Source organism: Candidatus Binatia bacterium (assembly GCA_029243485.1).
Lineage (GTDB): Bacteria > Desulfobacterota > Binatia > UBA12015 > UBA12015 > VGTG01.
In genome coordinates this window covers 211,805-237,714 of sequence record JAQWRY010000028.1, presented here as the reverse complement: position 1 = coordinate 237,714, position 25,910 = coordinate 211,805, and the positions used below count along the sequence as shown (strand labels likewise).

The following is a 25,910-nucleotide window of genomic DNA, read 5'->3' as shown; positions in this document are numbered from 1 at the left end:
TCTCATCGTCGATGACGGACAGGTCGTCGGAGTCCGCTACAAACACTTCGACGGCTCGGGCGCGATTCGCGTGCGGCGAGGATCCCACGTTCCACAAGCACCCAGATTGGCTCCAGCCCCTCGACCAGGCTCCGTTCGCGGCGCTGGAGTACTCCGTCGGGAAAGCCATCTACGTCGGCTCACCCTGGGCGGCCTTCGGGCTTCAATCGATGCTGAGTTCCTGCGGCCGGACGGGACCCCGATTCCCGGTCTGTGCGCCGCAGGAGCGTGTGCTTCGAACATCGCGCAGGCGCGACCGGCTACTCGAGCGGCACCTGCATCGGCGAAGCGACATTCTTCGGTAGGCGCGCGAGACGCCACATCACTGACCAGTCCCCGTCGCAGGGCGGCTACCGGTCGGCCGCGTCCTCCAGCGGCACGACGCGGGTCGTCACCGGAGGTGCAGACGGGTTGTCGAGCCACCGAACGACCATGAACCCGCGGCCCCGGCCGCCCGTGTCGAGCCAGTTCGCCGCACCCGGATTCGTCGCCGACATCACGACCCGCACGCTGCCGTCCGCCCGCGCGACCGCACCCGCGTTCGTGACGGAGCTCCTGCGCCGCAGCGGCTCGATACATTCGTGCCAGACGTTCGCGATCGCAACGTTCCAGAAGCGGGTCGCCGGCGGCGAGAGTTCCAAGACCAGCGCCTCGTCGGGCGCGAGACGCCACGAACCGATCATGTAGAGATTGTCGGGCGTCGTGTTCTCGGAACCGAGTTCCTCGCCGTCTGCCGTCAAGAACTCGTTCGGATGGTCAAGCATCTCCGGCTTCACGGTGCGGTGGAGAGTGATCATCTTCGCGATTGTGAAGGCCGCACTCGCGAACCTCTCGGCGATGGAGCCATCTTGCGGTAGCGCGGGTACGCTCGCCGGCTCAAGCCGGTCTATCGAGAGACCGGCGGGGGTCTCGGCGCTGCGGTCTGCGAAGTACTCGCGGACGACGAGGGCCGACGAATCGTCGGGGATCTCCACCCACGGATCGCCCCCCAGCTCCGCATCGCTCGGCTTCGTCGCGGCGAACACGAGAGCGAACGTCCCGTCCGGGCGAATTTCCAGCTCTTTGTCCGGCACGTTGGTCCCCATGCGGCGGGGGTTGAGGCCGATTCCGGCGAGGATCTGAAAGCCCAGATAAACCGACGACCCACGCTGCCCACGCACCCGGTACGCCTGCGTTGCGTCGATCATGGACAGGAAATACTCGCCGTCCGGATTCGGGCCGCCGACGAAACGGGTCGGCGTGTCCATCGAGTACAAGCGCGGGGCGTCGGCCTCGACGTCGAGGTTGAGCTCGAGCGCCATCGTCGTCACGCGACCGAGGACACGCATCCCCTCCAGCCGCTCGAGATCGCACTCCGCATCCTCGTCGACCATCTGGGCCATGTCGTCGAGCATCTTGCGGAACAGTTTCCACGCTTCGTCGGTCTGCGGCGTCGCCATGCGGACCACTCCAACACGGAGAGTTCCCAGACTGCAAGCCGCAGGGGACGAAGCAGGCTCAGTGCGCCAGCGAGCCGCGCCCCAATTGTGCCGACACGGGGGCGGGGGCTAGCTCAGATCGACGATAAGCCGCGTCGCCTCGTCCGCGTACTTCTCGAACGAAATCGTCCAACGGGTCTTTCGCCGGATGATCGACTTCAAGTCGGCGTCGACGGCGAAACGGTCGACCTTCGCCTGAGGAACCGGCGGCGTCATGAACGACAGGATCTCATCGTCCGTTTGGATCCGGCCGCGCGCGTCGCAGAGTATCCCGTCGACCTCGATAGCGACGTGATACAGATGGAACTGCCCGCGCCGGAAGTGCTCCATCGACTCGGCATCATGTGCGATCACGATGACCGGCGTCTTGCCGGCCAAACGGGAGGCATCGGCAACCGCTATAGCAAACATCCCGCAGTTGCCATCAAATCTTGAGTCAGGGCGTCCCATCGCGTTCACCACCCTAGCACGCTAATCGGCGCGAGGGATCCTCTTGCGCGGAATCACCTCAGAAGTTCTCGTACCGACCCAGATCGAGCAGCCCCGCCTGGGCCGGCTGCCTGCGGACGAAATCCTCGGCCATCCAATCCATCGTGGTCCAGGACTCCGGACTCGTCCGCCGCACGCCGAGGCGGATGGCCAAAGCCTCGATCCCCGCTGCCTCGGTTACCGTCTTGAGGCGCCTCCCGAACTCCCCCAGATCGCCCGCCTGCATATCAAACCCGAAGTTCGGATAGCTGCCGAGGTAGCCCTGGACGAGAGTCAACGTGTCGCCCTCCGGAACCAGCCGCGCCGACTCGTCGAACATATAGGCCACGCTGGCACGAGCTGCGATTGTGCATGACGGGATACACGATCGCACCCTTCCCCTACGGGATCCGCAGCCGGGTCACCTCCCGAAGATGTGCGAACCACGACCCCTTCGTTGCAGCCAGCGTCTGCAGGACCGCCTCCGTGTTGTGTCCGGCGCCATCCCAGATCGCGGCGAGAGTGGGGCCCTTTTTCTCCGGATCGTCCGCCGCGTAAAGGTCCTCAAGCCGGTCAAGGTACTCTCGCTGCTCGATGCCGTATTGCAGCAGGAACTTCCCGACGGGAAACTCGCTCAGATGCTCGGCGGGGAGATTGAGATCTTGCTTGGTCGATTCCGAGTAGCGTCAGAAGCAACGGCCTTCGCACGAAGATGCTCAGGCGACGATGTCGCGCAGGAGCCTCTCGCAATCAGGCTGGCCCATGTAGCGAGGCACCGGATAGTTCATGTGCGCCTCCGCGAGCGCCTGCTTGGCGATTGCGGGAATGTCGTCGGTTCGCAGCGCCTCGAGCGTGTACGGAATGCCGATTCGCGCCATCAGCTCACGGACCGCGCGAATGAACCCTTCAGCCTTCTCCGCCTCGCTTCCGCCGGGGACGCCGATCAGGTCGCCCAGCGCCGCCAACTGCTCCCGGGCCTCGTTCTTCGAGAACTCCAGAACGTGCGGCAGCGCGATCGCGTTCGCCATTCCATGGGGCGTCCGATAGTAGGCGCCGAACGTGTGCGCGATCGCGTGCACGTAGCCGACACTCGTGCGCGTAAAGGCCAACCCGGCGTAGTACGACGAGATCGCCATCGCCTTCCGCGCGTCGAGATCGCTTCCATTGGCGTACGCCGTCGGCAAATTCGTAAAGATCAGGCGAACAGCCGCAGTCGCCCAACGCTCCGTCTGCGCGTTGCTCGTCTTGGAAATGAAGGACTCGATCGCATGCGTCAGCGCATCCATGCCGGTCGCGGCGGTGATCGCGGGGGGCAGGCCCGCCATGAGCGAGGGGTCGAGCGCCGTCATCTCCGGCAACAGCTTCGGATCGACGAAGAACTTCTTCTCGTGGGTCTGGCTATCCGAGACGACGGCCGCCACTGTGACCTCCGAACCGGTCCCCGCCGTGGTGGGAATCGCCGAGAGCGACAGGGGCGGCCGTCGCACCTTCATCATGCCCTCGAGCTTGTGCGCGTCGTTGCCGTTTGTCGCGCTCGCCGCGATGATTTTTGCCGCGTCCATCGAGGAGCCTCCGCCCACCGCGAGCACGGCGTCACATTTGTCGCGGGCCAACTGGCTGAGACCTGCATCAACCTGCGTGAACGTCGGATCCGGCTCGACCCCGTCGAAGACCGACCAGCCCACTCCCGCCGAATCGAGCGCATCCGTCACGCGCTTCGCGATGCCCGCCTTCACGAGGCCGGCGTCGGTGACGATCAGGACCTTGGTCTTTGCCGTCTGGGCCAGCGACGTGCACAGTTCGCTGGTCGAGTCCGTTCCGATGAAGGTCATCGGAACCCGGTCGGGAAGCAGCTTCGCTCCGACCTTCGTGATCGCAATCACGATCGCGTGCAGGGCCTTCTTCAAAGCAAACATCTATCGATCCCTCCGTCTCGCGGGTTTCCGCGACCTCGATGCATCCTATAGCGCTCCGCCGCGGCCCGACGCACGCCCAGACCGCCCCGGATTGCCTCCCAACCGATTGGTTGGTAATACCCAACCGAACGGTTGGGGGAGAATCATGTCGACAGCCACGCTATCCGCCACCCGCAGGCCACGCGCCGCCGTCCGGGTCTGGACGAAGCACCTGTTGTGCTTTGCGTTCCCACTGCTCACGCTGAGCTTTCTCGCGACCGGGCCGCACTCCTGGCCGGTTGCCCTCCTGTGGCTGCTGCCGCTGCCGCTGGTCGACTGGCTCGACCACAACAGCGGTTCCGCCCGACACGAACCAGCCGAAGAAGCCCCAACTGGCCCGTTCAACGGGATCCTCTACGCCCTCGTCGCGGTCCAGGTGCTGAACATCGTGCTCCTCGGATGGCTCTTCACGATCCAATCCCTGTGGTCGGTCGATGCCATCGTCGCCATTGTGCTCGTCGGCGGGAACTCGGGCATCTCGGGCATCGTCGTCGCACACGAACTCACGCACCGGCGCGAGGCGCGCATGCGCCTCCTCGGCCGACTCCTCCTATGTACGGTGATGTACGACCACTTCTACACCGAGCACCTGCGCGGCCATCACGTTCGCGTCGGGACAAACGAAGATCCGGCGACCGCGCGCTTCGGCGAGAAATTCTGGCCCTTCCTGCGCCGCACACTCCCAGGCCAGTTCCGCAGCGCCTGGCGACTCGAAGCCACCCGCCTCGGCGACGCCGACATGAAATGGTGGGACCTAAGAATGCTCCAGAGCCGCGTCGTTCACGGACTCCTCGCGGAGTTGACCCTGGCCTTCGGCATGTGGGCGGTCTTCGGGCCTGCAGCCTTCGTCTTGTTTCTCGCGCAGGCGGCTCAGGCCATCCGCGCCCTCGAGCAGGTCAACTACTTCGAGCACTGGGGCCTCGTTCGGAGCGGCCGGAAGGTGAGCCCCTGCGACTCGTGGGACACCGAGTCCAGCTTCACCCTCTTCGCGCTGGTCGGACTTTCACGGCACGCAGATCACCATGCGTACGCGTCGAGGCCGTTCCAACAACTCCGCCATTGGGACGAGAGCCCGAAGCTGCCGACAGGCTACTTCGCGATGGACTACCTCGTCATGTTCCGGAACGACCGCTTCCAGAAGATCATGACGGCGCGACTGCGCGAACGGGGTCTCGGCCCCTTCGCGGAGAGCTGAGGATGGCCCTCCCCGCCCGTCGCCGCGACGACGCCTCACGCGAGCGGATCCTCGCAACCGCCGCGCAGCTGTTCGCCCGGCACGGCCCCGCGGGCATGAGCCTGCAGATGCTCGCCGACCAGGTCGGCCTGCACAAGAGCACCCTCTTCCATCACTTCGCGAGCAAGGAAGAGCTCCTGCACATGATGTTGCACCGCGAGCTCGGGCGCATCCTCGAAGTCGTCGCGCCGCTCGCTCTCGACGAACCACCCGAACTCGACCACCTCCTCGACGTCGCGGATGCCCTGTCCGACCACTTCGCACGCACGCCGGACACCGGGCCCGTATTGTTGCGCTCCCTGGTCAGCCCGGATCTGGAAGAGAGCACCATGCCGGAGGGACTCGCCAGTCTCGAACGCGAGATCTTCGGCATCATCGGCGGGTGGCTCGAGAAGGCCCGCCGGGCCGGGATCATCCGGCGCGTCCACGTCCGCCAGGCTCTGGTGAACCTGCTCGGCGTCTTCCTCCTCTACCCGGCGGTCGCGCCGGACGAGTTCGGGCACGAGCTCGTCGGGGGCGAGCCGACCGCGGCAGCCGCCATGCGCGCCCGCAAGATCGAGCTGCGCGCCTTCCTGCGCGGCGCATTCGCACCGGAGTAGAACCGAACGCCCCGGGTCGATTGCGGCGTCTCTCCCCGTTCCCATAAAGTCGCCGTTCGTAGCCTCGCGATACGCGCAGGCTCGAACTTCAGGGAGACGGAACCATGAGCGAAGAGATCAAGCCCCACAGCATGGGAACGATGGCCGTGCACGCCGGGCAGGAGCCCGACCCCACGACGAACGCGCGCGCCGTCCCCATCTACGCGACGACCTCCTACGTCTTCAACGACACGGAGCACGCCGCGAACCTCTTCGGCCTCACCGAGTTCGGGAACATCTACAGCCGCCTCATGAACCCGACGAACGACGTGCTCGAAAAGCGTCTCGCGGCCATGGACGGAGGCGCGGCGGGACTCAGCTTCTCGTCGGGACAAGCGGCGATCACCGCTGCGATTCTCACCATCTGCCATGCCGGACAGAACTTCATATCTTCCACGAGCCTCTACGGAGGCACCTGGACCCTCTTCTGCCAGACGTTCAAGAACCTGGGCATCGAGGCCCGCTTCTTCGACCCCGACAAGCCCGAACAGATCGCCGACCTCGTCGATGAGAACACGCGCTGCGTCTATTTCGAGAGCGTCGGCAATCCCAAGAACGACGTCCCGGACTTCAAGGCCATCACGGACATCGCGCACCAGCACAATCTCCCGACTCTGTGTGACAACACGGTCATGACGCCGCTCCTACTCCGCCCGATCGAGCACGGCGTCGACGTCGTCATCTACTCGACGACGAAGTTCATCGGCGGCCACGGCGTCCACATCGGCGGCATGGTCATCGACAGCGCGAACTTCCCGTGGGCCGACCACCCTGAGAAGTGGCCGGAAGTCTGCGGCCCCTCGCCGTCGTACCACGGAGCGGTCTTCGAGGAGGCCCTTCGCCCGATGGGCAACATCTCGTACATCATGCACATGCGAACGCACTGGCTCCGCGACACCGGCGCCTGCATGAGCCCGTTCGGCGCGTTCCTCACACTCCAGGGCCTCGAGACCCTACACCTACGGATGCCGCGACACTGCGAGAACGCGCTCGCCGTTGCGCAGTTCCTCGAGAAACACGAGGACGTCGAGTGGGTGAACTACCTCGGCCTCCCCGACCACCCCCACGCAGCGGCGGCCAAGCGGTACCTGCCCGACGGTGCCGGTGCGCTTCTCGGCTTCGGAATCCGTGGCGGCCAGGACGCCGGGAAAAAGTTCATCGAGAACGTGAAGCTCGCGAGTCATCTCGCGAACATCGGTGACGCGAAGACCCTGGTCATCCATCCCGCCTCGACCACGCACTCGCAGCTGGCCGCCGACGAGCAAGCGTCGACCGGCGTGACACCAGAGTACATACGCGTATCCGTCGGCATCGAGGACGCCGCCGACATCATCGCCGATCTGGATCAGGCACTGCGCGCGAGCCGCTGAAGGTCGACCAACCTTGAACCCGTCCACCAGCTCTGACGATCTCCGCAACGCGAAGCCGCTTCGCCACGCGCAGACGTGGACATCGAACGATACGCTCGAACTCGAGAACGGCGCTCGGCTACCGGAGCCGAGCGTGTGTTTCGAGACCTGGGGCACTCTCAATCCTACGGCCGACAACGCGGTCCTGATCTGCCACGCCGTGAGCGGCGACTCCCACGTCGCGCGTCACCATGCGGACGACGATCCCGGCTGGTGGGACCTCCTCGTCGGGCCCGGGAAGCCGATCGACACGTCGCGGTACTTCGTGATCTGCGCGAATGTCCTCGGCGGTTGCCGAGGGACCACGGGCCCGAACTTCGTGGACCCGGCCTCGGGCCGCCCGTACGGCGCCGACTTCCCTGTCATCACCGTAGCCGACATGGTCGAGCTCCAACGCCAGCTCGTCGACTCCCTCGGAGTCGAGCGGCTCCGCTGCGTCGTCGGCGGATCCCTCGGGGGCTTGCAGGCACTCACCTGGGCGGCCGGCCACCCCGACCGGGTCGCGTCCGCGATCGTGATCGCCGCGGCCCCCCGCCTCAGCAGCCAGGGAATCGCCTTCGACATCGTAGGGCGAAACGCAATCCGCCAGGACGCAAACTTCGCCGAGGGCCAGTACTACGGTTCCGAAGCACCCGAAGCCGGTCTCGCTCTCGCTCGGATGCTCGCACACATCACGTATCTCTCCGACGAGTCCATGCGGGCCAAGTTCGACCCCACCCGCCTGCAGCCGCGCGCCGTCGACAGCGCATTCGAGAGCACCTTCTCGGTCGGCTCGTACCTCGCCCACCAGGGCGATCGATTCGTCGAACGATTCGACGCCAACAGCTACATCACGCTCTCCACCGCAATGGACCTGTTCGACCTCGGCGACACACAAGAGACGAGGCAGGCACGCCTGGCCCCGTCGACGTGCCGCTGGCTGTTCCTCAGCTTCTCCAGCGATTGGCTGTACCCTCCCTCTGCATCCCGGCAGCTAAGCGACACCCTGGTCGGCCAATCCAAGTCCGTGAGCAGCTGCGAGATCACCAGCCCCGCCGGTCACGACTCGTTCCTCCTCCCGCAGCCCATGGAGTTGGGCGGTCGCATGGTGGCCTCGTTCCTCGCAAGCGAGCCAGCAGCTGTAACGCCCACGTCCAGCCCGGATGAGCGGCGGGTCGAGGAGCCGACCAGCATCTTCTACGCGGACCGACTCGACTACGAGATGATCCTGCGCCTCCTACCCCGCGGGGCGAGCGTCGTGGACCTCGGCTGCGGCGACGGCGAACTCCTATCCATCCTGCGCGAGCGGGGCCACACCTCGCTCCTCGGCGTCGAACGTGATCAGCGCGAGGTAGCCAAGTGCATCGCCCGCGGCCTGGACGTCATCCACGCCGACGTCGATCAGGGGATCGCGGCGGTGCCGAACCAGAGGTTCGATGTCGCCCTGCTCTCGCAGACCCTACAATCGATCGTCGATGTCGCCGGTGTCCTCGACGAACTCGTTCGGATCGGCGGGCGCGCGATCGTGAGCTTTCCAAACTTCGCGCATGCGCCGCTGCGCGACATGTTCATGAAGCAAGGCCGGCTCCCCAAGGAAGAAGGCCTGTACGCGTACGACTGGCACGACACCCCGAACCGACGCTTCCCTTCGATCCTCGACTTCCAGGAACTCTGCGAGGGAAGGAACATTCGCATCGTGGAAGCCATTTACGTCGATTCGAAATCCGGCCGCGAGATCGAAACCGACCCCAACCTCAACGCCGACATCGCGGTCGTCGCACTCACCCGATGAGGAACTGAAATGATCCGACTAGCCATCTCCGCCGACGGCCACATCAGCGAACCCGCGGACCTGTGGAGCGCCAACCTGACCCCCTCCCTGCGCGAACAGGGCCCCCGCGTCGAAGTCCGCGAGGGCATGATCTCGATGGTCGTCGAGAACCGGTTGCTCCGGAAGCTCGCGAAAGCACCCGACGGCATGGCCGAGGGGAGCCTCGCCGACCTCGCCGCGTGGGGCCAGAACGAACCGGCGTCCCGCCTCGAGGCCTTGGCGAGCGACGGCGTGTCCGGAGAAGTGCTCTACCCCACGATCGCCTTCTTCACGGCCTATTCCATCGAAGACCGGCTCCTCCAGACCGCCGTATGCGAGGTCTACAACGACTGGCTCGTGGACGCATTTCAGGACCCGCACTTCGTACCCGTCGCGATGCTCCCGTCCGCGCAGCCCGACGTCTGCGCCCGAGAACTCGAACGCCTCGCACCGCGCGGGGTCGTGGCGGGGCTCCTTCCAGCCCATTCCGACGCGCTGCCGTACAACCTTCCCGAGTGGGAACCGCTCTGGGAGACCGCGGCGGGGCTCGGCATAAGTCTCTCCTTTCACGCCGGCTCCGGTCGTCACCAGGCACCGGTCCGAGGGCCCGGCGGCGCCGTCACGAATTATGTCGTCACGCTCTCCGGTCCCATCGAAACGGCGACGCTCCTCTGCGCGTCCGGCGTGCTCGAACGACACCCCAAGCTCCGCGTGATGATGGTGGAATGCGGTGCCGGCTGGCTCGCGTGGGCCCTCGATGCGATGGATGAGGCCTATCTCGAGCACGAGATGTTCGTGAAGCCGAAGCTCGCCGAGCTACCCAGTGCGTACTTCCGTCGGCAGGGCGGCGTCACGTTCCAACGCGACGCCGTCGGAATCACGAACCGAGCGACGACCGGCGATGCGTGCCTCTTCTGGGGCTCTGACTATCCGCACCCCGAGGGCACGTACCCGAAGTCACGGGAGGTCCTGGAGACGCAGTTCGCCGGCGTACCCCAGGACTCTACCGATGACATGACCTGGCGTAACACAGTGAATCTATACGGCCTTGCCACCCCGGATGGGTTCGATTTGAAAACCTCGCCAAACCGCTAGCGAGTCCATCACCGTTGACGCGTTGTCGACGGCGGTGCACTAGATACCGAACCAGTAGCGAAAGGATCACACCATGAAGGCAGCCGTCATGCGGGCGAACAACGCCCCTCTCGAGATCGAAGACGTTCAAATCGACAGCCCCGGCCCGGGCGAAGTCCTCCTCAAGACCGCCGCATCGGGGATCTGCCACAGTGACCTGACGGTGATCGAAGGCGGCCTCCCCTTCCCGCCGCCCTGCATCCTCGGGCACGAGCCGGCCGGAATCGTCGAGGAGGTCGGCGCCGGCGTGACCGACTTCGCTCCGGGGGACCACGTGATCGGCTGCCTGAACAGCTGGTGCGGCGTCTGCAAGTTCTGCACGGAAGGTCGACCCTATCTCTGTCTGACGCAGTTCCTGGGCCGACAGGAGGGTTCCGCGCCGCGGCTCACCGCCGGCGACGGCTCGCCGCTCGGCCAGTTCGCCAACCTCTCCTCCTTCGCCGAGAAGATGCTGTGTCCAGAGCGGTCGCTCGTGAAGATCCGCGACGACATGCCGCTGGACCGCGCCTCCTTGATCGGCTGTGGGGTCACCACCGGCCTCGGTGCCGCACTCAACACGGTCAACATCCCCGCCGGCGCGAGCGTCGTCATCATCGGCCTCGGCGGTGTCGGACTCGCCGCGCTCCAGGGTGCCCGCATCGTTGGAGCCGGCAAGATCATCGCGATCGACGCTCAGCCATGGAAGTTCGAGATCGCAAAGGCGTTCGGCGCATCCCACACCGTGAATGCGAAAGAGGAGGACGCCGTCGCGGCCGTGCATGAACTCACCGGCGGCGGCGCCGATTTCGTGTTCGAGTGCATCGGCCTCGTGCCCACCGTGCAGCAGGCCATCGCGATGACCGGACGCGGAGGCACGACAGTTCTCGTCGGCGTCGTGCCGATGACCGAGATGGTGGCCTTCTCCGCCGCGGACCTCACGCTTCAGGAGAAGAAGATTACCGGCTCGTTTATGGGCTCGAACCGGTTCCGCTTCGACATGCCGAAGTATATCGAGTTCTATCTCGACGGCCGCTTGCACCTCGACGAGATGATCTCGTCGCGCATCCCGCTCGAACAGGTGAACGACGCGTTCGACAAGATGCGCAGCGGGCAGGTCGCCCGGCAGGTCATCGTCTACGACTGAGAGCACTGCTATGGATGACCGAATCGTCAAGGTTTCGACCTCCCCCGCTTTCACGTGGTGGATCAGGAACGTCGCGGCACGCTTGGACCCCGTGCTATTCAAGGCGACAAACGGGCGCCTTACGACGTTCGGCCCGCCGACGATGCCGATGGTGACCCTCACGACCCTGGGCCGCCGGTCGGGGCGGCCCCACTCCGTCCACCTCGCGTCCGTGGAACACGCTGGCGACCTCCACGTGGTCGCCAGCGCGATGGGACAGAAGAAACACCCCGCCTGGAGGTACAACATCGAAGCGAATCCCGAGGTTCGGGTTCAGGCGGTCGGCGAGAGGTTCACCGCTCGGGCCGAGGCTCTGACCGATCAGGAGAAGGACCGTATCTGGGATGACGTAAAGCAGGCCATCCCCCAAATGGTGATCTACGAAACCAGAACCGAACGAAACATTCGCGTCTACCGACTACGACGCCTCGAATCCTGAACCAGCATTTCAACCAGCAAGTAGGAGATCCCGATGAGTCAGACGTATAAGGTTATCCAGTGGGCGACCGGTGTCGTGGGCAGCGCCGCGCTCCGCGCCACCGTCCGTCATCCCCGCCTCGAGCTCGTCGGAGTGAAGGTCTACAGCGAGGAGAAGGAAGGCAAGGACGCCGGCGACATCGTCGGCATCGACAAGACCGGCATCCTCGCCACCCGCGACGTGGACGCTATCCTCGCACTCGAGTCGGACTGTATCCTCTACTGCCCGATGCCCTGGGACCTCGACGAAATGTGTCGACTCCTCGAAGCCGGCAAGCACGTGGTGACGCCCTGCCCCTACTGGTTCCCCTTCATTCAGAACCCGAGCTCGGCAGCGCAGATTACCGAAGCCTGCAAGAAAGGCGGTGCCAACTTCCACGCGTCCGGCTGCAACCCCGGCGGCATCGCCGAGCGCTTCCCGCTGACGTTCTCCGGTTGGTGCAATCGGATCGACCGCATCACGATGACCGAGTGCGGGGACTGCCGCGCCTACCAATCCCCCGGGGTCATTCGCGAAGTGATGAACCTCGGCAAGACTCCGAAGGAAGCGGAGAACAATCCGATCTTCGAGCACCTCGCGAACAGCTGGCACGAGCCCATCGACATGATCGCAGAGGGCCTCGGCTCCGAGGTCGTGTCTTACGAAGGCTTCAACGACTGGATCCTCGCGAAGGAAGACATCGAGACGGCGGTCGGCATCATCGAGAAGGGAACGATCGCGCTGAACCACTACAAGCACGTCGGCACGACCAAAGAGGGAACGGAGATCGTCCAGGAACAGATCTGGTACATGGACGATTTCGAGCAGAACCGGCTCGAATCGAAGTACGACCTGCCCCGCTCGTCGGGCTGGCGCATCAACATCGAGGGCGATCCGAACCTGGTCATCGACGTAGACTTCCCGCCCGGCATGCCACAGGAACAGCGCGTAAAGGAAGGACTCTCCACCACCGGATACCACCTGGTGAACGCGGTGCCCCTCGTCTGCGAAGCCCACGATCCGGGGATCAAGACCTATCTCGATCTTCCGATGATCACGGGCTGCATGGGGACACACTCGGTCGAACGCTGAGCCCCGGGCGGGCGACCGCGCCCAGTAGACGTGCGAGGAAGCGCCCCTCGAACGAGTGAGCCCGATGAAGCTTCTCAAACGAATCGCTCAGGGGGTCGGCCTTCTCGTGGCCGGCCTCGCGGTCGCGCTCGTGATCTGGGCACTCCTCCCACCGTCGACCCCGGCCATCGACGGACCGAGCTCTATCGCGACAATCGAACGGGTGCACCTCGGCGGCGTCGAGCAAGCGATCCTCGTGCGCGGCCGGGATACCGCGGCGCCGGTCCTCCTCTACGTCCACGGCGGGCCCGGCACCGGACACCTTCCGATCGCCCGCACCTACTCGGAGCTGCTCGAGGACGAGTTCGTCGTCGTCCACTGGGATCAGAGCGGCGCAGGCGCGTCATGCGAAGGCGCCGAGTGGGACACGATCAGCCTCGACGGTATCGTCACCGAGACCATCGAGCTGAGCGAGATCCTCGCGGCGCGCTTCGGGGACGACGGCAAGATCTTCCTCCTGGGTCACTCCTGGGGAAGCCTCGTCGGCGCTCTCGCCGCGCAACGCCGCCCGGATCTCTACCACGCCTACATCGGCGTCGGTCAGCTCGTGGACGGCCGGCAGAACGAAGAGCTATCGTATGCGTGGGTCGAGAAGGAAGCGAAACGCCGGGAGGACACCGAGGCCCTCGCCGCGCTCGCACAAATCGCGCCCCCGTACGCCGACAACGACCAGCTGCGGACCCAGCGCGAAATCCTCCACCGCTACCGGGGCAGCATCTACGCCGTCGATCAAGCGAAGACGGTTCTGCCCTCGCTGTTCTTCGGCCGGGAGTACACGCTGGCCAACCGCCTCTCGTACCTGAGCTGCATGGAACGGAGCCTCGCGACCCTCTGGCCCGAGGTCGAGAAGACCAACCTACGCACGCAGATCCCTCGGCTCGAGGTGCCGGTATTTTTCTTCAACGGTCGCCACGACTGGAACACGCCCACTCCCCTCGTGGAGGACTGGGCGGCCCAGCTCTCCGCACCCGAGATCGAGCTGGTCTGGTTCGAGAATGCAGGACACTTCGTGCCGATCGAGGCTCCCTACGAGTTCCAGCGGGCGTTGATCGACCGCGTGCTTCCGATTGCGGCTCCGGCCCCATAGAACCCGGTCCCATGGACTGGAACACGACCCTCTCGACCTTCGGACTGATATTCCTCGCAGAGATCGGCGACAAGACCCAACTCGCGACGGTCACCATGGTCGCGCGGACCGGCGCGCCGGGGGCCGTGTTCCTCGGCGCGAGCCTGGCCCTGGTGGCAGTGACGCTGCTCGGGGTCCTCGGGGGGAGCGTCGTCACGCGGTGGGTGTCCCCCGAAGTCCTGCAACGGATTGCGGCGGTCAGCTTCATCGCGATCGGAGCGTGGATGCTCATCGGCGAAGCCGGATGAATTTCCGCAGGCGTGACGGCGGCGGCACCACCGCGCGTCACGCATACAGGCTAGGATCTACTGAACGTAGTAGCTGATATCGGCGCCAAACATCTCGTTCTCAGTCGTGACGCCGCCCATGATCTGACAGGCATCCCAGACGCCGTCGCCCGCAGCTAGCGAGACGAGTCGCAGGCTGCGTCGTCGCAGCCGACGTCGTACACGTGCTCGCCGCTTGGCAGCTCGTACCAGAAGTGAACGCCGCGCGGGTGCGTATGAGAGTTGAGCGACGTCACGCGCGCCCCTTTGGGCAGGATGAACTCGTCGCACATCGGCGTTTCCGCATACGGCGCCGTGCCCTCCGCGATGAGGCGCTGAATGCCGACGCTATTGATGAAACCACCTAAGTTTCGAAGAGCGTACTCGCGTTCGGTCGCGAACTCGAAGTTGGCCCGACTGTTCAGCTTCAGGTCGGTCGTCGTGAGGTTGAACGCATGCGAATTTCAGAAGAGGAGCAGGTCACGAGCGTTGTTGTACTGCGTGCACCCACTCACCTCCTCGATCCGGCTGGCACAGATGCCCTCGCGGCACGGGTCGTCGAGAGAGTCAGACGTCTGCCCTTCGTTCGCGCCGCCCATGCGGGCCCAACCGTTCACCCGCGACGGATCGACGTACTCTCCGGCCGACAACGTCTGCACCGGTGCGTGCAGGACGAGGTGATGACTCGCGGGATCCTGCCGAACCTCGAACGCCTTGTAGTAGAAGTGGTTCCCGTCCTCGGACTTGAACTCGTCGGGCACCTGATCCGAGGAGTCGGCCCAGGTTGCGAAGCATACTTCGTTCTCCGAACCCGCGGCGAGAGACCAGGGCGGCATCGCCATCTGAAAGCCGGCGTCCGGCGCGGGCGGCTCGAGGGGCTCGATCGAGATCGGCTGCGGCTTCGGGAGGCACCCATCGACCAGCTCTTCCCTCTCGAGGACCGTACCCCCCTCGGGCGCTCCCGCCTGAATCCAGCGGCGAACGGGTTCCATCTCGTCTGTCGTCAGCGGCTCGCGGGCATGAGCCTGATCCTCCTCGAAGGCGATCGCCCCGGCTTCGAGCGCGGTCGCAATCTCGACAAGATCGGCCTCAAGGGTCAGGACACCAGCGAGCTCTTCTTCAACGACTGCCGCGTCCCCGGGACCAACCTGCTGGGCGAGGAGGGCCAGGGCTTCACGATGTTGATGGAAAAGCTCCAACAGGAGCGGCTCTGCATCTGCGTCGGCTCGATGGCTTTCGTCCGCCGCTCGCTCGACGACACCCTCGCCTACGTGAAGCAGCGCAGCGCGTTCGGGCAGTCGATCGGCCACTTCCAGAACACCCAGTTCAAGCTCGCGGAACTCGAGACGCACTACGGGATCGGGCAGGCTTTCACCGACAAGCTGCTCGCCGCGCACGTGCGTGGCGACGACATCGTGACCGAGGTCTCGATGGGCAAGTACTGGGCGTCCGATCTCCAGAAGCGCGTGGCGTCCGAGTGCCTGCAGCTCCACGGCGGGTACGGCTTCATGGAGGAGTACCCGATCTCGACTGACTACTGTGACGCGGCCGTCCAGACCATCTGCGCCGGCACGAACGAAATCATGAAGGTGATCGTCGCAAAGCGACTTGGCCTCGGCTGAAGCCTCCGCACTCGGCCGACCCGACAGCCGGGGGTGAACGTCGGGCCCTACCACCACGAGGGCCAGGATCCCGCCCTTGGCACGAATCTCCCCGACGCGCAGCTCGAAATCGACGTCTTACTCGCGTGCCTCGCCCGCTGTATCCGTCACCACGGCGGACGTGCACAGCGTTGTACTCGCGCACCAAGACGTCGGCGCGGCGATTCCGAGCGAGGAAAATGCAGCGTTCTACTTCCACAACTTCGTCACGTGGACGCGCATGGAAGAGGTGATCGGCTTGTACTTCTCGATGTTCGATGAGCCCTGGAAGGCGCATGTCGAGGGTGAGGGCGGCCGCTGCGGGGGCCTCTTCGAGGAAAACTACGACATCAAACCGTGGGTCGAGCGCGCGCTCGAGGAAGAGTTTCCCGGCCCGGTCAACTGGTCCGATTGAGTCCCAGCCCGCACTCGGCCGGCTGCGAACCTAGCCGAACAAGCGCCGCATCAAACTCGACCCCCAGAAGAACTTCATCCCCTTTGCCATGTCTTGAACACTCTTTGCCGTGTACGGGTAGGAGTTGGCGGGCCCGGACCCGAAGCGGTGAACGATGATTGGCATCGCGTGACAGTAGCCGCGCAAACCCTCGGGGCCGTTCACCATCCCAACCCCGGACTCCTTCACCCCCCCGAAAGGTACCTCGTTCACTCCGTAGCTGAGCGCCATGTCGTTGACGCTCGCGGCGCCAGTCTCCATGCGCACCGCGATCTCGATGCCTCGGGCCGCGTCCTTCGTCCAGACGTTGCCGTTCAAGCCGTAGGGCGAGTCGTTCGCGAGCCGAACCGCTTCATCCTCGTCGGCGACCTTCATGATCGAAACCACCGGCCCGAAGGTCTCGTCGCGCATGATCTTCATGTCCTGCGTGACCTCGGTGAGGACCGTCGGCTGGAAATAGAGCCCCTTCAGGTCCGGGTTTCGCCCGCCCCCGACCTCGGCTCGCGCACCATTGCGAAGGGCGTCTTCCACGTGATCCTCGATGATCGTCAGCTGCCGATCCCAGAACGTGGCACCGACGTCGGCCTGGTCCACATCGTCGCTCTGGCGCAGGGCCTTTGCCCCCTCGACAACCTTGGCGACGAAGTCGTCGTAGACGTCCTTCACGACATAGATTCGCTCGGTACCGCAACAATACTGCCCGGTGTTCATGCACGAACCCACCAGGGCGCCCTTCGCCGCGGCGTCGATGTCCGCGTCCCCGCAGACAACCATCGCATCCTTTCCGCCGAGCTCGAGCGTGTGCGGGATCAGACGCTCTCCACAAGCCACTGCGATCTTCTTGCCGGTCGCGACGCTGCCGGTGAAAGAGACCTTGTCCGGCCCCGCCGCGATCAGATCTGCACCGGTGACGCCGTCACCCATGACGACCTGGACCAGATTTTCGGGCAGTCCCGCCTCGCGAAACATATCGGCGACCAGTGCGCCGGAATAAGGTGTGACCTCCGACGGCTTGATGACCACCGCGTTGCCGGCCATCAGCGCCTGAACTGCCGGGTTCAGCGACAGAACGAACGGGCCGTTCCACGGGGTGATCACCCCCACGACACCGCGCGGTTTGTACACGACGTAGGCCTTCTTGAGGATAGCCAGAACCCCGTGCAGCCGCCGCTTCTCGCGGCGAAGAAACTTCTTTGCGCGCTTCGCGTAAAATACCAGTGAATCGCAGGCCGCGTAGACCTCCATAGCCATGGCCTCGGCGCGCGGCTTGCCGGTCTCACGGATGACGGTATCGATGACGCGATCCTGTTGTTCGATCAGGAGCTCGGTCATCCGGTACATCACCGCCGCCCGCTCCTCGAAGCTCTTCGCCGCCCACGCGGGCTGCGCCGCGCGCGCACGGTCGACCGCCGCCTGGACCTCCTCGCGGGTCGCGCAGGTCAGCTCCCCGATGGGCTCGAGGTCGACGGGCGATCGCAGGCGATACGATCGCCGGCCGTTCTGGGTCTCGATGGGTTCATAGATGGCCATGACCGGTTCCTAGCCCCCGCCACCCCCGGCTGCACGATTGCGCGGATTCCCCCTTCCCCGGAATGCGCGAACCCGACCGGGCGTCCTGATCACGAACCTCGAGAAGAAAGACCTCCGCACCGACCAGGTGATCCTCCGGCTACGCGAGCTCGGCCCCCCCTTCGACCGACTCCCGGTTCTGTGGTCGAGCATGGCCGAAGCCCCGCCCAACATCGCAGGCGATTTCGACGGCAACTTGCCCAAGCCCATCATCGACCCGACACTATTGGGCGTAACCTTGCTCGGAGCCCTCGCCGGACGATCCGCTTGCGCTGCAAGCCGCCGCCATCATCATGAAGATCAATACGAATCCAGCTCGGACCATCGGGCTGCTTCGGGAGCGTTCCGTCTGCGCACCTCCTAACCTGACATCGCGGCCCGGTGTCCCGACCAGCTCCTTACGACGTGCAACCTAGGGCATCCGCGCGACTGAGGTGCCCGGGCGATCGATCTGTAGCGCATGCGCCATCGGCACGAGGACAGCCGAGGCCAAGGCGGTTTGCATTCCTTTTTTTGCCTTGCCGTCTCCGAGACCGATCCCGCATGCTGATCTCCCCCGCGGACCGCGCCCCAGCCCGACTCCCGCACGTTTCCCACAAATTTCGGAAGGACCTCCGCCATGAAGAAGTGCCTCGGTGCCGTTCTCACCTTCGTCGTCCTGCTTTCCGCGCAGGGCTCGGATGCGAAAGTGGATTGGAAATTCGAAGAGGGCGACGCGTACTCCCGTGTCGTCTGTCGAGACGCGAGCGACACCGAGGGGGCCCGCAAAGAGGATCTCTACGTGTTGGCCGACGCAACGGGCCGCGGCCCGGCTCTCTCGTGCCGGATCGAGAACTACGAGATCGTCCTTCAAAACGATCTCCTGACGGAAGACCCAATTCCCCTCGAAGGCATGGTCTGGGGCCCGCGGAAGAACGGCGTCCGTCAACGCCGGTACTTCGTCGTACCGGAGGTTTGCTTCGAAGTCGGCGACAAGTTGCGCTGCCGCAAGCAGGCGCACGCGAAGACAAACACGTTCCAGATCGACCTTCCCTCGAGGTGTCCGTACCGTGTGAAGATCAGCGCGACGCCGATTGTCACCACGGACGCGACGAACCTGACCCGGGCTCCGCTGCAGCCGCCGGGGACAATGCTCCTCGAGGACGGCGCGCTCACGTCCAATCCCTTCTCCTTCCACAGACACCGCGATATCGACGGTGCGTACTACCGTGATCTCGCGACCGTCCGCGTGACCTGCCTCCCGGAGCCGCGCGTGCCGTCGGCGACGTGCGGGAACGGAGCGATAGATGCTGGCGAGGTCTGCGACGACGGCAACTCGGTCGAGGACGACGGCTGCACGAACCAGTGTGAGCCCTCCCCGCTCGGACCCTTCTGTGGTGACGGCAACGTCGACGCCGGCGAGGCCTGCGACGACGGCAACCTGATCGAAGACGACGGCTGTTCGAACAACTGCTTCCCGCCCATCTCTCCGCCAGCCCCCACCTGCGGTGACGGCGCGGTCCAGCCCGCCGTCGGCGAAACCTGCGAAGTCGGCATGGTCCTCGCACCCGTGGACGGCGGCGTACCGGCCCGGACCTGTCGGGACGATTGCAGCTACTGCGGGGACGGTCTGCTGGACGGGACAGAGGAGTGCGACGACGGCAACGACGCCCAAGGCGATGGCTGTTCGAACGAGTGCGTCGTTCCCCCCGACGACCCCCCAGCGTACCGCTTCTGCGAGATGTTCCGCGATCCGTCCTTCTCCCGCGACCAGCAAGGCAACGCCCGCCTGAAGGCCAACGGCCGAATGGAGGCGATCGACGTCACCGTGGCCGGACCCTCCGACGACCTCGTCGTCGACCTGGGCCAGGAGACTGTCGTCGTACAGGCGAGTACACCGCAGGAAGGTGTGGTCTTCGAGCGGGAGTTCCCGATCGGGAGCCTCTCGTACTTCGAACGCAGCGGAAACCACGGCTGGGAGCACGACGACGCTTCCAACGATTTCATGACGTTGCGCATCAACAACAACTACAGCCGCTTCAACCTCGAGCTTCCGGGAGACGACCGGATGGACGCCCTACTCGACAAGGTGGAGGCCGGACAGGTGCGCAGTCGCCTCGTCGAGTTTCAGATCCGCTTCGAGGAAGAGCGCATCATCTGCCGCGCCGAGACCTGGTGGGCTTGTCAGGACACCGGCGCACGCGGGCACTGCAAGGGGCTGCTGCAATAGGGCAGCCCAAAGGGGGCCGGGCAACAGAAGCCGGACGATTAGGTGCGCTTGTTCCTCGATGAGTTCGGGCGACACCGGCGCCCTGCGCGAACTCCAACCACTCACGAACGACGTCGAACATCGGCCTCGAGAGCCGCGCTCTCGATCCGGGAGCGGGTTTCCTAGGAGCGAGGCTGGACCCGGCGAGCGCTTGCGCGCTTCGGGCCGTCTCTTGCCCGTGAGGGCTTGGCGGCCGCGATCGGCTTTTCCTGCCCGGGGCATTTTCCTGGTCGAGCGACCGGGACCCTACGTAGATTCCCCGTCGCGCGACCCGGCGATTACGCGGATCCCTTGTCGACCGTCAAGGAATTACATGCAGCATCAACTGCCTCCGTCGAGCGCCTCCACCGAGAGTTCCCCCTTGGCAAACGCGGCGCGAAGCACCTTCTTGTCGAACTTCCCGACGCTCGTCTTCGGAACCTCGTCGATGAAGCTCCATCTCTCGGGCGTCCACCATTTCGCGACCTTCCCTTCGAGGTAAGCCCCAAGCTCCGACGGGGCGACCCGGCTGCCCTCTTTGCGAACGACGCAGGCGAGCGGACGCTCGTCCCACTTCTCGTCGGGGACCCCGATGACCGCGGCCTCCAACACGTCGTCGTGGCCCATCAGGGTGTTCTCGAGGTCGACCGAGCTGATCCACTCGCCGCCCGACTTGATGACATCCTTCGCGCGGTCACTCAGATGCACGAAGCCGTTCGGCTCGATCGTTCCGACATCACCTGTGCGCAACCAACCGTCGTGGAACTTGTCGGGCGCGGGATCCTTGTAATAAGCACCGGCGATCCACGGGCCCGCGACCTCGATCTCGCCGACGGTCTCGCCGTCCCAAGGAAGTTCGGCTCCGGAGTCATCGCAGATCCGCATCGACACACCAGGCAACACGCGCCCCGTACGAACGCGCCAATCCATCGCCTCCTGAGGCGGCGTGCCCTTCGGAACCCAGGCGAGCGCCGCGAGCGGGCTCGTCTCCGTCATCCCCCAGCCCTGCAGGATCGGGACTCCGAACGCGTCGTCGTAGGCCTGAATGAGACTCGCCGGGACGGCGCTTCCGCCGCAGATGACGAGACGCAACGAGGACATGTCGGTGTTTGGTCGATTGTGCAGCATGTCGTTCAAGACCGTCGGCACCGCGCCGGAGAAGGTCGGCTTCGTCTTTTCGATCAGGCCTCCGAGCGGTTCGGCCTGAAGGAACTGCTGTGGCAACACGAAGTCCGCGCCGACCATCCATCCGGCGTATGGAAGCCCCCATGCATTCGCATGGAACATCGGCACGATGAGCAGGATTCGATCGTGCTGGTTCAGAGCCAGCGCGTGCGCACCCACGACCGCGAAGGAGTGCAGATACGACGACCGATGGCTGTACATCACACCCTTGGGATTGCCGGTCGTTCCGCTGGTGTAGCACATCGCGGCTCCGGCCCGTTCGTCGAGGTCGGGATACGTGTACCCCGGCTCCTCGGCGGCGAGCAGCGTCTCGAGATCGAGCGTGTCGCCCAGACCCGACGTGTCGCCCTCACCAACGGTGATGATGTGCTCTACAGTCGTCAGCTGATCGCGCACCCGCGCCAGGAGCGGCGCGATCGACGCGTCGACGAGGATGACTTTGTCCTCGGCGTGGTTGATCACGTACGCGAGCTGCTCGGGGAAGAGCCGGAGGTTCAGCGTATGGAGGACCGCTCCCATGCACGGCACCGCGAAGTACGCCTCGAGATGGTGCTGATTGTTCCAGCAGAACGTGCCGACCCGATCGCCCTCCCCGACACCGAGCTTCGTGAGCGCGGCCGCGAGCTTGTCCGCTCGGGCGGCGACCTCGGCGAACGTCGACTCGCGGGTCGCATCGCCCTCGGAGGTGATGATTTTCGAACCCGCATGGACGCGACGGCCATACTCGAAAATCTCACGAATGCCCAGAGGGCGGTCCTGCATCGTGCTGGTGATCATGAGAGTGATCCTCGGGGATCCATCGCTCGTGATCAAGCGTCGCCTGCGCGCTCCTCGAAGGTGACCAGCACCTGATGGGACACGACCTGGTCCGCGACGGCCACGCGGACCTCGGCAACGCAGCCCGGACCTGTCGCCGCCAGGGAGTGGAGCATCTTCATCGCTTCGATCACTACGAGCACGTCGCCCGCCCGGACCTCGCCCCCGGGCACGACTCGGACCTCGGTCACCACGCCCGGAAACGGCGCAACGATGGCCGACGCCGACCCATGCCCCGCGTCGGCCGACGGCGCCCAGTGGTCGCTTCGCGAGCGCACCCGAAAGCTGTGCGTGTGCCCCCGGGAGCCGATCGCCACCGTTCGCTCCTCGACGTCGACTTCCACCGGCCACGAGCGCTGGTCCGATCCCTCGACCACCAGGTGGGTGCCGAGTGTCGCACGAACGTCGGGCAGGCAGATTTCGTGCACGCTCTCGTCCGAGTCCACTAGGAACACCTTGCGCGACGGGCGATGGCCGGTGACCCGGAAGGGCCCGAGGGAACCCCACGGGCCCGGATCGCGGTGCTCACGACGGGCCAGCACCCACGCCAGCGCCGCGGCCTCCGCCGCCTCCGTCGGCTCTCCCGCACCGCCGATCTCCGTCTCGTCGAGAAAGCGCGTCGTGATCTCGGCCGCGACGAACGCCGGTTGCTCGACGAGCCATCGATGGAATCCGGCCGTCGTCGTGATCCCTCCGACGAGGATCTCGTCGAGCGCTGCAGCGAGACGTCGCCGGGCGACCTCGCGGTCGGGGCCGAAGACGATCAGCTTCGCGATCATCGAATCATAGTAGGGCGTGATTTCCGAGCCGCGCTCCACACCGCTGTCCCATCGCACGCCGTCGGGTACGCGCAGTGCGGTGATCGATCCGATCTGCGGCGCGAAGCCGGCGGCCGGGTCCTCGGCGTTGATGCGCACCTCGAACGCGTGACCGGAGAGCGACACCTCCTCCTGCGAAATCGGGAGCGGCTCGCCCGCAGCAGAACGGATCTGCAGCTCGACGAGGTCGAGGCCGGTCACGGCCTCCGTCACGGGGTGCTCGACCTGCAGCCGCGTGTTCACTTCCAGGAAGAAGTAATCGCCGGTCTCCGCGTCGACCACGTACTCGACGGTGCCTGCGGAATCGTACCGCATTGCACGCGCCAAATCGGCGGCGGACTTACGCAGGCCCTCGCGTGTCGCATCCGGAAGGTTCGGGGCCGGCGCCTCCTCCAGCATCTTCTGATAGCGGCGCTGCACCGAGCACTCACGCGTCCCGAGCTCTACGAGCGCACCGTGGCGATCCCCGACAATCTGGACTTCCACGTGACGTGGGCGCTGGATGTAGCGCTCGACGATCATCGCATCGTCCCCGAACGAGCGGCGCGACTCGGACTTCGCTTGGTCGAGGGCGTCCGCAAACGCTCCCGCCTCGTGAACGATACGGATGCCCTTCCCGCCCCCACCCGCAGCCGCCTTCACCAGGACCGGATACCCGATGCGACCGGCGGCCTCGGCCAACGTCGCCGGGTCCTGCGATTCATCGAAACCGGGGATCGTCGGGACACCCGCCGCGGCTGCGATTCGGCGGGCCTCGATCTTCGAGCCCATCTTCTCGATCGCTTCGGCGTGGGGGCCGATCCAGATCCGTCCGGTGCCCTCGACTGCGCGCGCGAACGCCGCGTTCTCCGAGAGGAACCCGTAGCCCGGATGCACGGCGGTGGCGCCGGTCCGCTCGGCGGCCGCGAGTAGTGCTTCCACCCCGAGGTAGGACTCCCCGAGCCCCACGGGGCCGAGCCGCGTCGCGAACGTTGCTTCCGCGACGAACGGAGCATTCGCGTCCGGGTCCGCGTAGGCTGCCACGGTCTCGTGGCCGAGTCGGTGCGCGGTGCGCTGAATCCGCCGGGCAATCTCTCCCCGGTTAGCGATGAGAATCCTCACGACAGCCTCACATCCGGTAGACGATGCCCGGCCCCGGAGCCGGCTCGTCCTGTCGAGCCGCCATTCCAAGGCAGAGGCCCAGAGCATCCCGCGTGTGGACGGGATCGATCAGACCGTCGTCCCAGAGCCGGGACGTGGCGTAATACGGATCGGACTGCGTGTCGTATTGCGCGGCCACTTCGGCGCGAAGCGCCGCGACTTGCTCGTCCGTCGTCTCCTGCCCCTTCATCCCGGCGAGGCGAATGTCCACCAGAACCGTCTGCGCGGTCTCGGACGCCATCGTGGCGATGCGCGAGTTGGGCCACGCGAACAAGAAGCGCGGGTTGAAGCCGCGCCCGCACATCCCGTAGTTGCCGGCCCCGTAGGACCCGCCGATCAAAACGGTGTACTTCGGCACCGTCGCGTTCGCGACGGCGCTCACCATCTTCGCGCCGTTCTTTGCGATTCCAGCGGCCTCGGAGTCGCGACCGACCATGTAGCCCGACGTGTTCTGCAGGAACAGGAGGGGCACCCGCCGCTGCTCGCAGAGCTCGATGAAGTGCGTCGCCTTCAACGCCGACTCGTTGAAGATGATCCCGTCGTTCGCGATCACACCGACGAGGTGCCCCCAGACGCGCGCAAACCCACAGACGATCGACTCCCCCCACTCGGGCTTGAACGGAGAGAACCGCGAACCGTCGACCAGACGAGCGATGATCTCGGTCGCCTCGAACGAGATGCGATCGTCGGCGCTCACGATCCCGTAGATCTCGGCCGGATTGAACGCAGGCGGCTCCGGGTCGGCAAAGTTCGCCCATCCCTGGCGCTCGGTGATCGGCCGCTGATTCGTCGTTGCACAGATCTCGCGAAGCTTGCCGTACGCCTCGCGCTCGGCATCGGCGAGATAGTCGCTCACCCCGGACGTCCGCGTGTGCAACACCGCGCCGCCGAGATCGTCGGGTTCGATGATCTCGCCGAGTGCCGCCTTAACGATCGGAGGCCCCCCGAGGAAAATTCGACCGATGCCGTCCACCATGATCACTTCGTCGCTGAGCGCCGGAACGTAGGCCCCGCCGGCCGTACATCCGCCGAGGACGACCGAGAGCTGCGGGAGGCCCTGCGCAGAGAGACGGGCCTGGCGATAGAAGCTACCGCCGAAGTGATCTTTGTCGGGAAAGATGTCGTCCTGGAGCGGGAGAAATGCCCCGCCCGAATCGACGAGATAGATCACTCCCAAGCCGTTCTCGAGGGCGATGTCCTGCGCCCTTACGTGCTTCTTGATCGACACGGGCAGAAGCGAGCCGCCCTTCACCGTCGCGTCGTTCGCGACGAAGACGTAGGGCACACCGTGCACGAGCCCTATGCCGGTGATGATGCCCGCCCCTGGCGCCGCGTCCTCGTACTGGCCGTAACCCGAGAGCGTCGAGAGTTCGAGGAACGGGGTGCCGTCGTCGATGACGAGGTCGATCCGGTCCCGGACCAGCACCTTCCCGCGCGCGAGGTGCCTCTCGATCGAGCGCGCCCGCCCCGCACCGCCTTCTATGGCCCACGTCTGGCGTTCACGCAGCGTTGCGAGTATCTTCTCGTACGCGGCAAAGTTCTCGGCGTAACGCGCCGAGCCAGCGTCGACCCGCGACTCTAGAACCCTCACGACCGGGCCGAATCTACCGAAGAGGTATCGGGGTGTCGAGCGGAGATCCGTTCAGAACGCCGTCCGCACCGATGAGCCTGCGCCGTGAACGACAAAGGCCGCATTTCTCGCCACAGACCGGTGTCCCGTGCTAGGCGAATGCCGCCGACGGACGCACACACGCGACCGGGCCCACACCAAATCA

The 25,910-nt window shown here is 65.4% G+C and carries 23 protein-coding genes and 1 pseudogene; 14 read left to right on the top strand and 10 right to left on the bottom strand.

Annotation, left to right across the window (positions count from 1 at the left end; genetic code table 11):
- Positions 1–74 precede the first annotated feature (74 nt).
- Positions 75–351: pseudogene (locus tag P8R42_10100) on the top strand (FAD-binding protein).
- A 38-nt stretch (positions 352–389) separates the two neighbouring features.
- Here the strand turns inward: P8R42_10100 and P8R42_10095 are convergent.
- The 4 genes from P8R42_10095 to P8R42_10080 form a co-directional block, all read right to left on the bottom strand.
- Positions 390–1,478 carry a DUF1214 domain-containing protein gene (locus tag P8R42_10095; GenBank protein MDG2304992.1) on the bottom strand — a complete coding sequence of 363 codons (1,089 nt, stop codon included), beginning with the start codon at positions 1,476–1,478 and terminating at the stop codon, positions 390–392.
- A gap of 108 nt (positions 1,479–1,586) precedes the next feature.
- Positions 1,587–1,928, bottom strand: a complete 342-nt coding sequence (locus P8R42_10090) for a hypothetical protein (protein ID MDG2304991.1) — start codon at positions 1,926–1,928, stop codon at positions 1,587–1,589.
- 97 nt (positions 1,929–2,025) lie between these two features.
- Positions 2,026–2,334, bottom strand: a complete 309-nt coding sequence (locus P8R42_10085) for a fatty acid cis/trans isomerase (protein MDG2304990.1) — start codon at positions 2,332–2,334, stop codon at positions 2,026–2,028.
- Between the two features lie 367 nt (positions 2,335–2,701).
- Entirely contained in the window at positions 2,702–3,901 is a 1,200-nt protein-coding gene (locus P8R42_10080) for an iron-containing alcohol dehydrogenase (protein ID MDG2304989.1), read from the bottom strand.
- A 145-nt stretch (positions 3,902–4,046) separates the two neighbouring features.
- Here P8R42_10080 and P8R42_10075 point away from each other — a divergent pair, with 145 nt between their 5' ends.
- The 10 genes from P8R42_10075 to P8R42_10030 all read left to right on the top strand — a co-directional run bounded on the left by P8R42_10075 (position 4,047) and on the right by P8R42_10030 (position 14,268).
- On the top strand, positions 4,047–5,135 hold the full coding sequence (locus tag P8R42_10075) for an alkane 1-monooxygenase (protein MDG2304988.1): 1,089 nt from the start codon (positions 4,047–4,049) through the stop codon (positions 5,133–5,135).
- Positions 5,136–5,137: 2 nt separating this feature from the next.
- Complete coding sequence (locus tag P8R42_10070) at positions 5,138–5,773, top strand: TetR/AcrR family transcriptional regulator (protein MDG2304987.1); 636 nt, start codon at positions 5,138–5,140, stop codon at positions 5,771–5,773.
- Positions 5,774–5,877: 104 nt separating this feature from the next.
- Complete coding sequence (locus P8R42_10065; protein ID MDG2304986.1) at positions 5,878–7,182, top strand: O-acetylhomoserine aminocarboxypropyltransferase/cysteine synthase; 1,305 nt, start codon at positions 5,878–5,880, stop codon at positions 7,180–7,182.
- A gap of 13 nt (positions 7,183–7,195) precedes the next feature.
- Complete coding sequence (locus P8R42_10060; protein ID MDG2304985.1) at positions 7,196–8,992, top strand: homoserine O-acetyltransferase; 1,797 nt, start codon at positions 7,196–7,198, stop codon at positions 8,990–8,992.
- A 9-nt stretch (positions 8,993–9,001) separates the two neighbouring features.
- Entirely contained in the window at positions 9,002–10,105 is a 1,104-nt protein-coding gene (locus tag P8R42_10055) for an amidohydrolase family protein (GenBank protein ID MDG2304984.1), read from the top strand.
- A gap of 73 nt (positions 10,106–10,178) precedes the next feature.
- Entirely contained in the window at positions 10,179–11,267 is a 1,089-nt protein-coding gene (locus P8R42_10050) for a Zn-dependent alcohol dehydrogenase (GenBank protein ID MDG2304983.1), read from the top strand.
- Positions 11,268–11,277: 10 nt separating this feature from the next.
- Positions 11,278–11,745, top strand: a complete 468-nt coding sequence (locus tag P8R42_10045) for a nitroreductase/quinone reductase family protein (protein MDG2304982.1) — start codon at positions 11,278–11,280, stop codon at positions 11,743–11,745.
- Between the two features lie 33 nt (positions 11,746–11,778).
- Positions 11,779–12,855 (top strand): hypothetical protein, encoded by a 1,077-nt coding sequence (locus tag P8R42_10040; GenBank protein MDG2304981.1) that lies wholly within the window; start codon positions 11,779–11,781, stop codon positions 12,853–12,855.
- A 64-nt stretch (positions 12,856–12,919) separates the two neighbouring features.
- Positions 12,920–13,981 (top strand): alpha/beta hydrolase, encoded by a 1,062-nt coding sequence (locus P8R42_10035; protein ID MDG2304980.1) that lies wholly within the window; start codon positions 12,920–12,922, stop codon positions 13,979–13,981.
- Positions 13,982–13,992: 11 nt separating this feature from the next.
- Positions 13,993–14,268, top strand: a complete 276-nt coding sequence (locus P8R42_10030) for a TMEM165/GDT1 family protein (protein ID MDG2304979.1) — start codon at positions 13,993–13,995, stop codon at positions 14,266–14,268.
- 155 nt (positions 14,269–14,423) lie between these two features.
- Here the strand turns inward: P8R42_10030 and P8R42_10025 are convergent, their stop codons facing one another.
- Entirely contained in the window at positions 14,424–14,579 is a 156-nt protein-coding gene (locus P8R42_10025; protein ID MDG2304978.1) for a hypothetical protein, read from the bottom strand.
- Positions 14,580–14,750: 171 nt separating this feature from the next.
- Positions 14,751–15,278, bottom strand: a complete 528-nt coding sequence (locus tag P8R42_10020; protein MDG2304977.1) for a hypothetical protein — start codon at positions 15,276–15,278, stop codon at positions 14,751–14,753.
- Positions 15,279–15,305: 27 nt separating this feature from the next.
- Here P8R42_10020 and P8R42_10015 point away from each other — a divergent pair, with 27 nt between their 5' ends.
- Positions 15,306–15,908: an acyl-CoA dehydrogenase family protein gene (locus P8R42_10015; protein ID MDG2304976.1), complete on the top strand. Its 603-nt coding sequence runs from the start codon at positions 15,306–15,308 to the stop codon at positions 15,906–15,908.
- Between the two features lie 76 nt (positions 15,909–15,984).
- Positions 15,985–16,341 (top strand): hypothetical protein, encoded by a 357-nt coding sequence (locus P8R42_10010; protein MDG2304975.1) that lies wholly within the window; start codon positions 15,985–15,987, stop codon positions 16,339–16,341.
- Positions 16,342–16,371: 30 nt separating this feature from the next.
- Here the strand turns inward: P8R42_10010 and P8R42_10005 are convergent, their stop codons facing one another.
- Complete coding sequence (locus tag P8R42_10005) at positions 16,372–17,910, bottom strand: aldehyde dehydrogenase family protein (GenBank protein ID MDG2304974.1); 1,539 nt, start codon at positions 17,908–17,910, stop codon at positions 16,372–16,374.
- Positions 17,911–18,568: 658 nt separating this feature from the next.
- On the opposite strand from P8R42_10005, the gene P8R42_10000 reads away from it, so the two are divergent.
- Positions 18,569–20,158 carry a DUF4215 domain-containing protein gene (locus P8R42_10000; GenBank protein ID MDG2304973.1) on the top strand — a complete coding sequence of 530 codons (1,590 nt, stop codon included), beginning with the start codon at positions 18,569–18,571 and terminating at the stop codon, positions 20,156–20,158.
- Between the two features lie 360 nt (positions 20,159–20,518).
- On the opposite strand, the gene P8R42_09995 is transcribed toward P8R42_10000, so the two are convergent.
- Genes P8R42_09995 through P8R42_09985 form a run of 3 tightly spaced genes read right to left on the bottom strand, consistent with a single transcriptional unit; the run spans position 20,519 to position 25,726 of the window.
- Positions 20,519–22,138 carry a long-chain fatty acid--CoA ligase gene (locus tag P8R42_09995; protein MDG2304972.1) on the bottom strand — a complete coding sequence of 540 codons (1,620 nt, stop codon included), beginning with the start codon at positions 22,136–22,138 and terminating at the stop codon, positions 20,519–20,521.
- Between the two features lie 32 nt (positions 22,139–22,170).
- Positions 22,171–24,096: a biotin carboxylase N-terminal domain-containing protein gene (locus P8R42_09990; protein ID MDG2304971.1), complete on the bottom strand. Its 1,926-nt coding sequence runs from the start codon at positions 24,094–24,096 to the stop codon at positions 22,171–22,173.
- Between the two features lie 7 nt (positions 24,097–24,103).
- Positions 24,104–25,726, bottom strand: coding sequence for a carboxyl transferase domain-containing protein (locus P8R42_09985; GenBank protein MDG2304970.1), 1,623 nt, complete (start codon positions 25,724–25,726; stop codon positions 24,104–24,106).
- Positions 25,727–25,910: the final 184 nt, after the last annotated feature.

Coding starts and splice junctions, on each gene's coding strand:
- P8R42_10095 (MDG2304992.1), bottom strand. CDS start 1,478: ATGGCGACGCCGCAGACCGACGAAGCGTGGAAACTGTTCCGCAAGATG.
- P8R42_10090 (MDG2304991.1), bottom strand. CDS start 1,928: ATGTTTGCTATAGCGGTTGCCGATGCCTCCCGTTTGGCCGGCAAGACG.
- P8R42_10080 (MDG2304989.1), bottom strand. CDS start 3,901: ATGTTTGCTTTGAAGAAGGCCCTGCACGCGATCGTGATTGCGATCACG.
- P8R42_10075 (MDG2304988.1), top strand. CDS start 4,047: ATGTCGACAGCCACGCTATCCGCCACCCGCAGGCCACGCGCCGCCGTC.
- P8R42_10070 (MDG2304987.1), top strand. CDS start 5,138: ATGGCCCTCCCCGCCCGTCGCCGCGACGACGCCTCACGCGAGCGGATC.
- P8R42_10065 (MDG2304986.1), top strand. CDS start 5,878: ATGAGCGAAGAGATCAAGCCCCACAGCATGGGAACGATGGCCGTGCAC.
- P8R42_10055 (MDG2304984.1), top strand. CDS start 9,002: ATGATCCGACTAGCCATCTCCGCCGACGGCCACATCAGCGAACCCGCG.
- P8R42_10050 (MDG2304983.1), top strand. CDS start 10,179: ATGAAGGCAGCCGTCATGCGGGCGAACAACGCCCCTCTCGAGATCGAA.
- P8R42_10045 (MDG2304982.1), top strand. CDS start 11,278: ATGGATGACCGAATCGTCAAGGTTTCGACCTCCCCCGCTTTCACGTGG.
- P8R42_10040 (MDG2304981.1), top strand. CDS start 11,779: ATGAGTCAGACGTATAAGGTTATCCAGTGGGCGACCGGTGTCGTGGGC.
- P8R42_10035 (MDG2304980.1), top strand. CDS start 12,920: ATGAAGCTTCTCAAACGAATCGCTCAGGGGGTCGGCCTTCTCGTGGCC.
- P8R42_10030 (MDG2304979.1), top strand. CDS start 13,993: ATGGACTGGAACACGACCCTCTCGACCTTCGGACTGATATTCCTCGCA.
- P8R42_10025 (MDG2304978.1), bottom strand. CDS start 14,579: ATGTGCGACGAGTTCATCCTGCCCAAAGGGGCGCGCGTGACGTCGCTC.
- P8R42_10020 (MDG2304977.1), bottom strand. CDS start 15,278: ATGGAACCCGTTCGCCGCTGGATTCAGGCGGGAGCGCCCGAGGGGGGT.
- P8R42_10015 (MDG2304976.1), top strand. CDS start 15,306: ATGAGCCTGATCCTCCTCGAAGGCGATCGCCCCGGCTTCGAGCGCGGT.
- P8R42_10005 (MDG2304974.1), bottom strand. CDS start 17,910: ATGGCCATCTATGAACCCATCGAGACCCAGAACGGCCGGCGATCGTAT.
- P8R42_10000 (MDG2304973.1), top strand. CDS start 18,569: ATGAAGAAGTGCCTCGGTGCCGTTCTCACCTTCGTCGTCCTGCTTTCC.
- P8R42_09995 (MDG2304972.1), bottom strand. CDS start 22,138: ATGATCACCAGCACGATGCAGGACCGCCCTCTGGGCATTCGTGAGATT.